6 protein-coding genes and 2 pseudogenes are annotated in these 13,804 nt (G+C 69.0%); 3 read left to right on the top strand and 5 right to left on the bottom strand.

Annotated features, from left to right (window positions below):
• Positions 1–126: 126 nt before the first annotated feature.
• Positions 127–642: a hypothetical protein gene (locus G3I71_RS19730; RefSeq protein WP_164316130.1), complete on the bottom strand. Its 516-nt coding sequence runs from the start codon at positions 640–642 to the stop codon at positions 127–129.
• A 318-nt stretch (positions 643–960) separates the two neighbouring features.
• On the opposite strand from G3I71_RS19730, the gene G3I71_RS19725 reads away from it, so the two are divergent.
• The 3 genes from G3I71_RS19725 to G3I71_RS19715 all read left to right on the top strand — a co-directional run bounded on the left by G3I71_RS19725 (position 961) and on the right by G3I71_RS19715 (position 5,598).
• Positions 961–1,182, top strand: a complete 222-nt coding sequence (locus G3I71_RS19725) for a hypothetical protein (protein WP_164316129.1) — start codon at positions 961–963, stop codon at positions 1,180–1,182.
• Positions 1,179–1,829: a hypothetical protein gene (locus G3I71_RS19720; protein WP_164316128.1), complete on the top strand. Its 651-nt coding sequence runs from the start codon at positions 1,179–1,181 to the stop codon at positions 1,827–1,829. Before G3I71_RS19725 ends, G3I71_RS19720 begins: the two co-directional genes overlap by 4 nt.
• Positions 1,830–2,727: 898 nt before the next feature.
• Positions 2,728–5,598, top strand: coding sequence for an AAA family ATPase (locus tag G3I71_RS19715; protein WP_164316127.1), 2,871 nt, complete (start codon positions 2,728–2,730; stop codon positions 5,596–5,598).
• A 22-nt stretch (positions 5,599–5,620) separates the two neighbouring features.
• Here the strand turns inward: G3I71_RS19715 and G3I71_RS19710 are convergent, their stop codons facing one another.
• From G3I71_RS19710 to G3I71_RS19695, 4 genes and pseudogenes are all read right to left on the bottom strand, one after another.
• The gene (locus G3I71_RS19710; RefSeq protein ID WP_164316126.1) at positions 5,621–6,766 is read right to left on the bottom strand and encodes a PD40 domain-containing protein; all 1,146 of its coding nucleotides are present in this window, start codon (positions 6,764–6,766) and stop codon (positions 5,621–5,623) included.
• A gap of 1,633 nt (positions 6,767–8,399) precedes the next feature.
• Positions 8,400–8,798: pseudogene (locus G3I71_RS51200) on the bottom strand (DedA family protein); the annotation flags it as partial.
• 20 nt (positions 8,799–8,818) lie between these two features.
• A pseudogene (locus G3I71_RS19700) lies at positions 8,819–8,917 on the bottom strand (transcriptional regulator); the annotation flags it as partial.
• A 197-nt stretch (positions 8,918–9,114) separates the two neighbouring features.
• Positions 9,115–13,542, bottom strand: a complete 4,428-nt coding sequence (locus G3I71_RS19695; protein ID WP_164316125.1) for a LamG domain-containing protein — start codon at positions 13,540–13,542, stop codon at positions 9,115–9,117.
• Positions 13,543–13,804 lie beyond the last annotated feature (262 nt).

The following is a 13,804-nucleotide window of genomic DNA, read 5'->3' as shown; positions in this document are numbered from 1 at the left end:
CCAAACCGCGATCTACTGCGCACGAACATTCCCCCGTGATCTTCCTGATGGTGAAGCATGTGGCGACACCGCCAGTGGATCTTTACATCACCCCCACAAGCCGCAGTTCGGGCGGCCGTTCACCTGTCAAGGCAGAGCAAAGATGCCTGCAAGAACCTTTGAGGCAATCCCCAAGTGGCATTTTCGTAAATGCTGCAAATGGGTAAAAAATCCCCTCTCCTTCGTGCGATCGGAGCCCGCTCTCAGCGTCATTGCGTGTGCGATCTTGGTTAATGCTTTACGGAAAATCACCTCAAAGGGTAAGAAATTTACGGCTGTTGGCGTGAAACTATTCTTGCTGCGCCCCTCTCCTGACGTCACCAAGGAGTGGAGGAGCCCGATCGGCCCGGGTGGTGGGCCATCGTTCCTGACGTCGAGCCGAATGAAAGCGAAGTCTCGTGCAACGGCGTCGGCAACGTTCCGGATCGTGAACGGACGGTGGTTGACGGACTGGCCGTGGCGAGGGCTCTGCTGGACGGCACCGCCGATGGGCTGTTGTGCACGTTGCTGGTGTGTCTCGGCCGACTGATATTCGGCGCGGGGGCGTTGAAGACCACTGGGTGGTTCACGCATGACGCGCCATTCGATTTCCGCACCGCTCACACCGGTCGGGTATCGCCGAGATGGGCGCCCGATCTACCGGGTCGCCGGAGCTTCGGGTGACGATCCGTCTACCGGTAGTTCGTTAAATCCGGCGGTAGAGGTCAATGCCGTGTCCGGTGGTGACCGCGTCGATCAGGGCCTGCAGGTCGGGGGGTGGGTCCGTGTCCGTCCAGGCTCGCCACCATCGGTTGAGGGTGACGGCGGGGGTGAGCCAGGAACGGATGGCTCGTAAGGCCCTGGGACAGCAAGGCGGTTGGGGCCGGTGGGACGGGGCCGGCCCCCCTCTCTGGCCCTTCGTTGGGGCAGGGGCCCGGCGCTGTGGCATCCAGCGGTCCGGGCGGGGCGAACCACTGGTCCCAGCAGAAGAAGAAGGCGCAGTTGACCAGAGTCTGGTGGCGGCGGATGGCGCGGGCGGAGCGGACCTGGAAGTCGGGCGTGGAGGCATGCTCGCGCTCGGCGGCAGCGACGGTACCGTTCGTCTCCAGGACGTGGCAACCGGTCGGACCCGGTCTGCTCTCACCACCCACCAAGGAACCGTGACACGAGTGCGGTTCAGCCCGGACGGCTCCTCTCTCGCCACCGTCACCTCACACGGAGGCGACTGGCGCAGCACGAGCGAGGTGCGGCTCTGGGACCTGTCCACCGGCGAGATCACCACCACCTTCGACGAGCGTTCCGCCAACTCCCTCGTATTCAGTCCGGACGGCCGATACCTGGCCGTGCACCACCTGGACGGCATAAATGTGCGGGACACCACCTCGGGTCGGGTCATGGCAGCCATCCGCATCACCGGAACCGCGCGGGGCATCCAAGGCGTGGCGATGGCCCCGGACGGCCGCACCCTCGCGGCAGGACTCAACGACGGCTCCGTACAGCTCTGGAACATGTCGACCGGTGACATCGAGGCCACCGTCGACGGCGAGAACACCGGCGGCACCGACGCCATCACCGTGCTGGCCTTCAGCCCCGACAGCCGCACCCTCGCCACCGCGAGCCGCAACGGCACCGTACGCACCTGGAACGCCACCCTGCCCACCCCCGCTGAGGCGATCCGCCGGATACCGCGGGCCGTCAACCGCGATCTCACCCCTCAGGAACGCTCGGTGTACCTGCCGGACCAGGGAGTCGAGCCTCTTCTGCTGGAACAAAGGCCACCACGCCAAGTGACACCCTTACCCATGCCCTGACGTTGCCGACTACGACTGGGCGGCCAGGCCGGACGACGGCACACCTCCCTACCGTCGCTCGCAGGTCTCCTTCCGGGAGGTCAGTAGGCCAGAACCATGGGCGCCTGCGGCATAGAACGTCTCCGTAGGCGTTCGGTCCGACAACATCGGGGCCGGAGCTGTCGGACCGTACAACCGCCAGCGATTCCGGGAAATGATCTCCAGCGAGTCGGGAAGTGATCTTCAGGAGGCCGTGGCACCGCACGCCAGAAGCATTCGTGAACACGCCCGCTGGCCGTACGAGGGTGGCTATGTCGGCCAGCCCGAGATCCGCCCGAGCATCCTGTACGGACTGGCCCCGCAGATAAGCCCGAGCCGCTAACCTGTGGGCAGCGGCCTGGACAGGGGCGCGCAGACGGCCGGAGGCCCTACCCCCCAGCAGCGGGGTAGGGCCTCTTCGCGTCGCAAGGGTGATGCGTCGGAGCGGCAATCGCGCGACGGCGTGGCCTGCAGCATCCTCTGCTTCCGCGTCAGGATGCCGCCAGTGGCCTGCCGTTGGGAACGTGGTGGGAACGGAAGGACCGGTAAACCCCGTGAATGATCCGCGATCCCCAGCCAACGTCACCCGGCTTGACCTGCTAGAACGGTGAAATGAGGGATGGCCGGGGCAGCCCAGGGGCACGGTCTGGCGAGCTCGTAATGCGTAGGTCTCGGGTTCGAATCCCGAAGGCGGCTCTGAGAAACCCCAGGACTCACTCGCCGTGACCTGGGGTTTCTTTGTTTTCTTGACCTTGGAATGTGTGTGCTGAGGGCTTCTTGAGGCTATGCGTGGACCGAGGTGATCGGCTCGGCCGCCTGCCGAAGGCGCGTGAGCGTCGATACGATCGACTGGTCGCGGACGGAAAGAGTCGACGCCAGCATGACTGACGAAGCGAGAGGGAAGCCCGTCGGCGGATTACCCGGCCGGGCGCGAGAAGTCGCGATCCTGCGCGCGGTGCTGGCGGGCGAGAGTGACACCTGGTGCGTCGCGGTCACCGGCGAACCGGGGATCGGCAAGAGCCGGCTGCTGACGGAGCTCGGGAAGCTCGCGGACACAGCAGGATGGACGGTCCGCAGCGGGCGCGCGGCGGAGTTCGAGTCCCGCATCCCGTTCGGTGTGTTCGTCAACGCGCTCGACGACCAGCTCGCCGAGCTGGGCCCGGAGCGTCTGGCCGCCCTCGGGCAACAGCAGCTCGCACTTCTCGCGACCATGTTTCCGGCGCTTCCCGCCTCCGGTCCCACCGACCTGGTCGACGCGGAGCGGTACCGGCTGCACCGGGCGGTGCGGGCGTTGCTGGAGCTGCTCGCCGAGCCGTCCGGGCTGGTGCTCGTCTTCGACGATCTGCACTGGGCGGACGAGGGTTCGGTCGAGTTGCTCGACCACCTTCTGCGCCACCCGCCCCAGGCGCGGCTGGTCCTGGCACTGGCGAGCAGGCCCCGGCAGACGTCGCTGCGGCTGTGGCACGCGTTGTCCCGCGCCGCGACCGACGGGGTGGCCGAGCTGCTGGAACTCGCGCCGCTGAGCCAGGCCGATGCCGGCCGCCTCATGCCGGAAAGGCTGGGCCGTTCCCGGCGGGAAGAGCTTTACCAGGCCAGTGGCGGAAACCCGTTCTACCTGGAAGCCCTGGTGCGGGCCGGTGAGCGGGGGATACCCGTCGGTGACGCGGCGCTCCACCCCGACGGGGCGATCCCGGTGGCGGTCCGCGCGGTGCTCGCCGCCGAGCTGGCCGCGTTGACCCCGCAGGAGCGAGTCGTCGCGCACGCCGCCGCGGTCGTGGGCGACGACTTCGAGGCCGATTCGCTCGCTGAAACGGCCGCAATGGACCCAGGTTCCGTGCTCGCCGTGCTCGACCGGCTCGCCGAGCGTGACCTGGTGCGGCTCGACGGCGCGACCGGCCGGTTCCGGTACCGGCATCCGCTGGTGCGCAGCATCGCCTACCAGGACGCCGGTCCCGGCTGGCGGCTTCAGGCACACGGCCGGGCCGCGTCGGCACTCCGGAGCCGGGGCGCGCCGCCGGCCGAGTTCGCCCGGCACGTGGAGCGATCCGCCGTCCGCGGTGACCTCGACGCGGTCGCGGCGCTCACCGAGGCGGCCGAGGCGACGATGCACACCACGCCGATGACCGCCGGGCACTTCCTGCGGGCGGCCATCCGGCTGCTTCCCGACTCGGAGACGGCCACGCCACAGCGCCTGATCCTGCTCGGCCGGCTGGCACAGGCACTCGGCGCCACGGGCGACCTGCGGCAGGCCAGGGAGACCATGTACGAGGTGCTGCGGCTCCTGCCCGCCGAACTCACCCAGATCCGGGCACAGACAGCGCGGGCCTGTGCGACGGTGGAGCAGATTCTCGGGCACTACACCGAGGCCAGGGCGATGCTGCACAGCGAGTGGAAACGCGTCGAAGGCGTGGACGCCCGCTCGGCGGCCGTCCTGCTCGTCGCGCTCGTCGCCGGTGAGAGTGTCGAGCGCGAGCACGGACAGGACCGGGTGGCCGAGGCGATCGCCGCCGCGCGGGAAGTCGGGGATCCGATGCTGCTGGCGACGGCGTTGTCGGCCGCGACGCTCATCGACCGGCAGGCGGACCGGCTGGACGAGGCGGCCGCACTCCTGGACGCGCTGCCCGACAGCGACCTGGTCTGTGACATCGACGCGGCGTTCTGGCTCAGCTGGTCGGAGATCTCCGCCGACCGGCTCACGGCGGCGAGCCGGCACGTGAGCCGTGGCCTGCGACTGGCCCGCGAGAGCAGACAGTCCCACAAGATCGCACTGCTGACCGCGATCCGCGGCATGGTGCATGCCTACCTCGGTGAGCTGGCGGCGGCGACGACCTGCTTCGACGACAGCCTGGAGTCGGCGGAACTCACCGGCAGCGAGGAACTGCGCGTCATGGCGTTGACCTTCGGGTGCTGGATCACCACCTGGCGCGGCGACCTTGCCGAGGCGATCCGCCTGGGCAAGGAGGCTATCGTCGCCGACGACCAGGCGACGGCCATGAGTTCCTGGCGCAGTGGCCAGGCCGAGGCGATGCTGGCGCAGGCGATGCTGCACTCGGGTGATCCGCACGCCTGCATAGACCTGCTGCTCACCCATGGCGGTGGGGCCGAGCTGCCCGCGGTGGGTGTCCGTACCAGGCCATTGGTGTACCTGATGCTCACGGAGGCGGAGGTCGCGGCCGGTCGGATCGCCGCGGCCACGGCATGGGCGGACCGGGCGGAGGTCGCGGCCGGCCGGCTCGATCTTCCGCTGCGTACCGCCATGGCACAGCAGGCCCGCGCGATCGCCACGCTGCCGACGGATCCGGCGGCGGCCGCACCGCTCGCTGTCGCCGCCGCGGGCACGTTCGGTCGGATCGGGGTGGCCGTGGAGGCCGGGCGGGCGCACTTGCTCGCCGCGACGGCGTTCGGCGGCAGCGGGGCGATCGACCAGGCCCGTGCACACCTCATGTCCGCCCGCGCGTTGTTCACCCGGTGTGACGCGCGACTGTTCCTGCCGCAGGTCGCGCGCGAGGAGCGGCGCCTGAATGCGCGCGGCCCCCGGCCCGAGAGCGGCGTCGAGCGATTCGATCTGACCGCCCGTGAGGTCGAGATGGCCAACCTGGCCTCGGACGGCCTGACCAACCGGGACATCGGCCTCCGGCTGAACCTGAGTCCCAAGACCGTCGAAGTCCATCTGGGCCGGGTCTACACAAAGGTCGGCGTCTCCGGTCGTACCGCTCTGGCCGGCGTGTGGGCCGCCGCGGCGCGTGATTGAGGCCTCCACGGCGGCCGACGACTCAGTTGCCGAGGTCGCGTACGTACAGGTTGAACCTCCGGCTGGTGCCGTCACCGCCCAGGTTCGTCGCGCTGGTCGTGAAAGCCACGTGGTGGCCGTCGGCCGAGATCGAGGGGCTGTAGCTGTAGCCATCGCTCTGCGAGCCGTCATCGGCGACGCTGACCCTGGTCGTGGTGGCGGTCACCCGGTCCCGCACGAACACGTCCCAGCGCGAGTTGGTGTCGCCGGTCACCAGCTTGTCCTCGCCGGACACGAAGGCGATGTAGCGGCCGTCGGCGGAGAGCGTCGTCCGCTCCTGGCCGGGGGTCCTGCTGTCGCCCAGGCCATCGGGGCCAAGGTTCACCTGCGTCGTCGTCCGGGTGACCCGGTCGTACAGGAAGATGTCGGTGTCGGTCGGACCGCCAGTGTCGCCGGCCACCAGATTCGACGCGGTGGATTCGAACGCGACGTACTGGCCGTCGGCCGAGATGCTCGCCGTGCGACTGGCGGAGTCGCCTTCGTCGCCGCCGGGACCGACGCTGATCCGGTCGGTGTACCCGGTCAGTCGATCGTGCACGAACACGTCGTCCGCGCGGTTGTTGTCGGGGAACAAGGACAGTGTCTTCGCCCCGGAGGAGAAGGCGACCTGACGCCCGTCCGCCGAGATCGACGGCAGTTGGCTGATGCCGTCGCCCTGGCGACCGTTGGAGTCGACGCTGACCCTGCTGGTCTCACCGGTCTGCCGGTCCCGTACGAAGACGTCGTGGATGTTGTTGGTGTCGCCGAACACCAGGTTCGACGCGGGAGAGTCGAACGCGACGAATCGGCCGTCGGCGGAGACCGACGGATGGAAACTCTCACTGTCGCTCTGCTCGCCGCTTCTGCCGACGCTGACCCTGGTCGTCTCACCGGTCTGCAGGTCGTGCACGAACACGTCGCGGTAGCGGTTGGTGTCACCGGCCACCAGGTTCGACGCGGTGGATTCGAACGCGACGTAGCGGCCGTCGGCGGAGATCGACGGATTCCGGCTCACGTTGTTGACCTGGTTGCCCGCGGAGTCGACGCTGACCCTGGTGATGACGCCGGTCTGCCGGTCGCGCACGAAGACGTCGTCCGCTCCGTTGGTGTCGCCTGCCACCAGATCCCTTGCCGGCGAAGCGAAAGCCACGTAGCGGCCGTCGGTGGAGATCGACGGCCCGCTGGCGGAGTTGCTGATCGGTGCCGTGCCTGCCGGCCCCGGTTCGGCATTCGTGGCATGCGCGACGCCGCCTGACAACGGCGCCGCGACGATGACTGACGCGAGCACTGCACGCCCTGCGTTGCGGATTATGGAGAGACGTCTCATGGGTGTCCTTCTGTTCGGTTCGCCGCCACGGCAGCCGGTTGCCCGGATCAGCGTTCCGTGTCGGACCGGCCGAAGCATGAGGGAACCCCCTACACCTTCGGCTTCGCGCTCTGCGCGCCGCGCGTGTGGACCTTGCACGGCGCATTTCAGCGTGACGCGCGACAGACGGCTGTCCGGGACGCATTTGGAACGGGCCATGCCGGACCACACCGAGGCGATCGAACACATTCGTGAGGCACACCGGCGGGCCGAACCTCGCCGGTGCCGACCTGCTGGCGCAGTCCCCCTGGGCTCAGGGCATCCCCCCGGCATGGTGCGCACCGTCGAGACGGCCGACGACCAGGACCTGTGGCACGCCGTGCGCACCTGCACGAGGGCGACCGTCGTCCTCGACGCGCTGATGCGGCGCGCCCCGGACGAGCCGGAGATCCTTCGCCTCGTGCCGCACTCACCGATCCTGATGCACCCGCGCCCGCTACGCCGTCGCAGGGTCACGGGAGTACTCCCTGGCAGGAGGAAGCGAGAGTGGACTGCTGCTGTCACTGCCGATGCCGCTCCCGGCAGGTTTCGTAGACCCAGCGCCGCAGCGCAATTCCTCTGGAGCTTGTGGGGTTGCCACAATCAGTGTGGCGGCCACCTGAGACGGCAGCGCTCGCGGCCGTGGCGCTCATGGTGGCCGCTCGGTGGCCGGACGCCTTTGGACGACGCCACACCAGGCGGCACGGGACAACTGGCTGTACATGCTCTGATCAGGCTGAACGTCACTCAGCAGCAGGGCGTGGCACCAGACAACACGATCCCTCACGGTCTCGTAATGCGTAGGTCTCGGGTTCGAATCCCGAAGGCGGCTCTGTGGAAGCCCCAGGACTCACTCGCCGTGACCTGGGGTTTCTTGTTTCTGTTGACCTTGGAATCCGGGCCAATCGGGCTGTGTGGTCTGCGCATCGTAATGCGTAGGTCAGAGGTGTGGTTTCTGTGTTGGCGTAGGCGATCTAAGCTTCTGACCTGCCCTTTTGCTTGTTCGGGGCGAGTGGGGTGGGCTTGTGCGAAGGGCCCCGGTGGACTACCGGTGGACAGACGTGCTTGACACTCCATCAGGGGTCTGTCGCTGTCCATGGGGCGACGGATGAAGTGGACCGGTCTCCGACGGGGCGATGGGCGGCGTCGGGACTGTCCGGTCCTGACAGGTCTCACTCCGTCTTGGATCCTTGTCACCCAACGCGGATGCCAGCTGCGGCTCGGACATGGCACTCGGTCTCTCACCACACCGGTCACCTGTGCTGGGAGGCACGCCAGCGACCGGCGGCCTGGCGGGAACGGGTCGCTGAAGGTCTGTCTCATGCTGTTCAACGTCGGGTGTCGTCGCCAGCAGTGATCTGTGAGCCCTTACCGGCCGAACGCCGGGACGGACGGTGACTTGGGAGCGAGCGGCCTGCCGAATGCACCCGGGAAACGAAAGGCTCCACACCAGTCCGCCGGTCGCCTGCCAGAGGGTGAACGTCCGCACCGGCACTCCCAGAGCGCCCGCCATCGGGTCCAGGACCGTGCGCACCACCGGAAACGAAGTGGGCCAGCACGATCGCCCTCGCGCCCTCCCGCCCTCCCGCCCTCGGGCCGATCGGCTGCGGGCGAGCAGGGCGCCGCCCGCTCTTCGGCCCAGGAGATATCCGCACTGCGAGCCCGCCAGCGCCCCCACCGCCGCGGCGACCAGGAGCGGGACGAGCGACAGCTTCAGACCGCGGTCGGCGGCGCCGGTGCACAGCGGCCCGGCCGTGAACAGCAACGAGTCGCCAGGGAGGAAGAAACCGATCAGCAGCCCGGCCTAGGCGAACAGCACCACACCCGCGCCCAGCACGCCGAACGCGGACCGTTGCTGTCGCGCAGGCCCAGTCGCAGGTGTTCGACGCGGAAGAGGGCCTGTTCCAAGAGCCCGGCGACGTGGTTGTCGTAGAGGGCATAGACGATGGAGCGGCCCCGGCCGACCGGGTCATCGTCCACTTCGGCGAGTGCTTGCAGCCAGCCCCACACCCTCGGAGCAGCACCACCGCTCACTCCGGTACAGCGGCTCCATTCCGCCCCCTGGCTCCGTTCGGGAGGGCGGGCCGGATTCCGGCCCGGCTCCGGCGTCCGCGTGCGTTTCCGCAGCCTCGGGGACCTGGCCCACCTTGGAGTCAGCCGAGCTGTGTCAGCTTTGAGCTACCTCCTGGTGCCGCCGCGTCCGCGGGGGGCAGGGCCGTGGGGTAGATACGGACATCGCTGAGCGCGGCGTTGGCGTACTCGCCATAGGTGTCCGAAGAGAGGCGGCGGCCCAATTGGACGGGGCCGACGGCGTTCCAGGCAGAGGTGAAGGGCTTCGTGGAGGTGAGGGCGCCGTTGACGTAAAGGAGCAGGCGGTCGCTGTCCGGGTCGTAGACGCCGACCAGGCGGGTCCATTTGCCTGCGACAGCTTTCGTACCGTAAACGGCGGTCCAGGTGCCGGTGGCCGTGTCTGCGGTACGTCGGCCGAAGGCCCAGACGCCGCCGCCGGAGGAGTAGTAGAGCTGGAAACCCGTGGCCGTGTGCACGGTCGGGTCGTCGGACTGGGAGACGAAGGTGGAGTTGCCTCCGTCGAGGGAGTTGAGCTTCACCCATGCCGAGACGGTGAAACCGTGGGAGGTGTCCACGCCGGGGCCCGTCGTGTCGGCGTAGCCCGTGGTGCCGGTGAGGTTCAGGGCCGGGCCGCGCGTCGCGTCGGTCGTCCAGGAGGCCGCGCCGTGCAGTGTCGCCGGGAGGCCGCCGACGGAGTCGGAGGCGTTTGTGCCGCTGCTGTCCGTGAGGGGCCAGCGGTGGGTGGCTGTGTCGGTGACCGTGCCCAGGGAGACGGGGGACGAGAAGGTGGCCGTGGTGCCGGTGGGTGCGGCGCCCGGGTACTCCGTGAGCTGGCCCGCCGCGTCGGTGGCGTACAGGTCGGGTTTGCCGTCGGGACCGCCGGTGGCGCTGTTGACGTCGCCGGGTGAGGCGACGGTGGGGTACTGCTTGAGGGGCAGGACGGGGCCCAGGCCCGTGGCGGGGTGAGCGTTCCAGCCCGCCGCTGTGCCGCTGGTCCAGTTCTGCGCGGCCGTGCCGTTGCATGTGTGGATCTGTACCTGGGTGCCGTTTGCGGTGCTCTGCTGGGGGTCGTCCAGACATTTGCCGGACTGCGGGTTGACCAGGCTGCCCGAGGCGCCGGTGGTCCACTTCTGGGAGCCGCTGCCGTTGCACTTGTAGAGCTGAAGAAGGGTGCCGTCGTCCGTGTCGCCGTCGGTGACGTCGAGGCACTTGCCGAGGACGCGCAGAGAGCCGTCGTTGTGCAGGATCCACTGCTGGGACGGCGAGTTGTTGCAGGTGTAGACCTGAATCCTGGTGTGGTCGGCGGTGTGGGCGCTCGCGTCGTCCAGGCAGAGCGTGCCGCCGGAGGACGTCTTCACGCCTGCGACGAGCGCCGTGCGGACGGGGGCGTGCAGCAGCTGGGGCAGCAGGGCGGAGCCGTCGACGTCGATCGGGAAGGTGTAGACGGTGCCCGTGGAGTCGTCGCGAGCCCACAGGGTGGGCGTGCCGCCGGTGAGCTTGCCGTTGCTGTTGCCGTTGCCGTCGTCGTCGATGGAGAAGGCGCCGCCGACCCGGCCGGGCGCGATCAGGGTCAGGCCCGACCAGTCGCCGTCGCCGAGCAGGAGCGGGTGGCCGAGGTGGTTGATGCCGTAGGACTGGTACAGCCACAGCTTCTTGTTCTCGACCGTGATCACGGCGGGGTGGTCGGCGTTGCCGTACACGTCCCCGTCGACCACCAGTTGGGAGAGACTCCAGGGCTTGGCCGGGTCGTAGCCCGCTTCGGTGCACCGGTCGGCGGGGACGGTGTCGGTGGCCTCGCAGTCGTCCTTGGTCACCACGTCGTAGCGGCGGCCGACGAAACCGGGGAAGGTGGAGTACGGCTTGTGCGGGAAGGAGCCGTCGTCCTTGGGGTCGAGGTCGTTCTTCACGACGTACAGAGCCTGTGTCTTCTTGTTGTACGCGAGCAGGTCGTCGTGGGTGTCACCGTGCAGGTTGCCGCGATGAGCGATCAGGTAGTCGCTCCAGGTGCCGGTGGGTGCGCCCGCGGCGGTCGAGACGATGACCGGGCCGGTGACCGCGGGTGGGGTGACGGTGACCGGACCGTCCTGAGCCGGGACGGGTGACTGGGCGGGGTCGCTGTCGCCGGGGATGAGTTCGAGGTCGCCGGTGCTGGTGGTGGCGAGCAGGTCGGGGCTGCCGTCGCCCGTGACGTCCCCGGGCGCGATCTTGGTCTTCGGGTCCCAGGGTGCCGTGAAGGTGTAGCCGACCGGGTTCTGGGAGATGTTCCCGGCCCGGTCGACCGCGGCGACGTACAGGGTGTGCACGCCCCAGTTGCTGACAGGGGTGGTGACGGTACCGGAGGCGGTGGTGCCGCTTGTCGAGGTCACCTTGGCGGGCTGGCCGGTGGTGGCGGTGGGCTGGCCGTCGAGCTGCCACAGGAAGTGGTCGACGCCGCTGGCCTTGCACCCGGCCGGGTCGCAGGTGTCGGCCGGGGCGTTGTCGGCGGCGGAGACCGCGAAGGCGGCCTTGACGTCGGTGCCCGCGTAGGTGTCGCCGGCGCCGCTGCCCACTGGCGGGAAGTGCGGGTTGTCGGCGATCGTCGGCGTCTGCGGCGGGGTCAGGTCGGTGTCGAACCAGCAGTGGTCGCTGATCGCGGACTTCAGCTTGAGGGAGGAGTTGTCCTGGGCGTAGACGTCCCAGCCGTACTCGTGGCCGTCCTTGAGGGTGAAGCCGATGGGTGCGTCGGCGTCCTGGCCGGAGGCCACCATGCCGCTGTCGGGGGTGCCCTTGTCCACGGCGTTGCCGTCGGCGTCGAGGTCGGTGCGGTCCCAGACGTGGTAGTGCGCCTCGGCGTGCTCGCCGGAGATGTGCGTGGTGACGGTGGAGTGCAGCTGGATGTTGCTGCCCGCGTCGCTGTAGGTCGTGGCGCCGATCCAGCCGATCGCGTCGGCACCTGTGACACAGTCGCCGTCCGCGCCCAGCGGCTTGGGCGTGGTGCGCGGCTTGGTGGGGACGTCCGGCGGGATGTCGAAGACGGTGGTGAGGGCGAGGACCTGCGACATGCGCAGGTAGTCGTCGTTGGAGCTGGTCTTCGACTCGTTGCCGAAGAGGCCGATGGTCCAGGTGCTCTTGTTGCCGTCGGCGATCTTCTGGATCTGGTCGTCCACGCGGAAGGACGCCGTGCTGTTGGAGCAGCTGCTGTTGCCGTTGGCCCCGCTCGGGACGGTGGTCCTCACCGCCGGGTAACCGTTGTCGTCGAGGGTGTCGGGCTGGTGATCCCAGTCGGTGTTCGCGTTGATGCCGCCCGTGGTGTGCAAAGTGATCGGCTGGTCGTGCGAGCAGTCGAAGCTGGCCGCGTAGGTGGTGCTGACCTTGACCTCGGCCTTGATCACCACCATCGACGGGTCGAGGCCGCTGGTGTCGACCGCGTAGTACGACCGTTCGAGCCCGACCCCGCAGGGGCCGCCCCAGCGCTGGTAGCCGACGCCCTCACCGTTGGTCTGGGGTTTGTTGTACTGCGGGGCGTCGGAGCAGGCGGAGCTGGAGTACACCTCGTCGAAGGCGCCGGACTTGCTGGTGACCGGGTTCTCGAACGGGTCGATGTACACGGGGTAGTGCGTGGCGGGGTCGTCGAGCAGTGACGTGTCGGGGGCCAGGGTGATGGCGTCGGCGGCGGTGGTCATGGGGACCTGGCCGATCTGGGCGCCCATGCCGGGGCCGGTGGGGGAGGAGACGTCCGAGGGGGCCGCAGGGGTGCCGGCGGCGGCCCGTACGAAGGACGCGGGCCTGACGCCCGCGGTCGCATCCGACGCGGTCGACGTGCCGGAGTCCCACATCAACGGGGGTGGACTGGTGTACGACACCGTGCCGTCGGCCGCGCCGGCCGTCATGCCGCCCGCAGGAGTTGCCGCCAGGCCGAGGCCGTCCGTGTCCGTGGCTATCGTGAGCCTGCGGACGCGTGGATCGGCGGCGGCCTGTGCGTCGTGAACGATCAGTACGTCGCTGAAACCGCCCTGGTCCGTCACCGAGACCGACAGGTCGACGCCGGGCAGCACGGAAGCGTACAGCGCCGTGTCGCCGTCCACCCGAGGGGCGGGCAGAGTGAAGGGCATGGTCAGGCTCATGCTGTGCCCGGCCGGATCGGTCAGCGTGGCCAGCGGCCCACTGCCTCCACCGGAGAGGCGTACGCCGCTGGGCGTGGCCTTGGGGGAGTAGGTGCCATCGGCACCGGCGACGAGAGTGGCGTCAACCGGCACCCAGCCGCCGTCCCTGTGCACCCGCACCGGCAGGACGGTCGACGTCGTGGTGAAAGTGCCGTCCGGCTGGGCGGTCACGGTGTCGGTCTCGCTGGTGAGCGCGTCGACCGGGACGGCCGTGCCGTCGGCGACCGCCTTCGCCTGGGCGACGAGCAGTGGGTCGGTCGGGCCGGCCGGGTCGTCGACGGCGACCGCACCGGCCGGGACGGTGAGCGCGCCGAGCAGCACACCGGCCACGGGAAGCAGCGCCAGTCTGCGGACGGATGACGACAGCACGGAACAACCCCTTCGCACAGCGGACAGAGCAGATGCGAGATCTGCGACCATCCGCGCCCGAAGCTGCCCGCGGCCGGACGATGGTCAGGACGTCGGCTGCGGGCGTGCGGCGGTGATGTTCGCTCCCCCGGCACAGAACGTACACAGCAAAAGCCAAAATCGAACACGCATTTGTCATGGTCTTGGCAAAAAGTATTGAGGTCCGGTCAATTCACTTCCTAATCTCCCGTCCTGGATCACGCCGACCACGTGACCGTTCAGA

The organism is Streptomyces sp. SID12501 (genome assembly GCF_010550245.1).
In the GTDB taxonomy this organism is placed as follows: Bacteria; Actinomycetota; Actinomycetes; order Streptomycetales; family Streptomycetaceae; genus Streptomyces.
Note: the sequence above shows the minus strand (reverse complement) of the source record. Positions and strands in the feature narration are given on the sequence as shown.

Excerpts from the sequence above, each read along its gene's own strand:
- G3I71_RS19715 (WP_164316127.1), top strand. The coding sequence starts at position 2,728 with ATGACTGACGAAGCGAGAGGGAAGCCCGTCGGCGGATTACCCGGCCGG.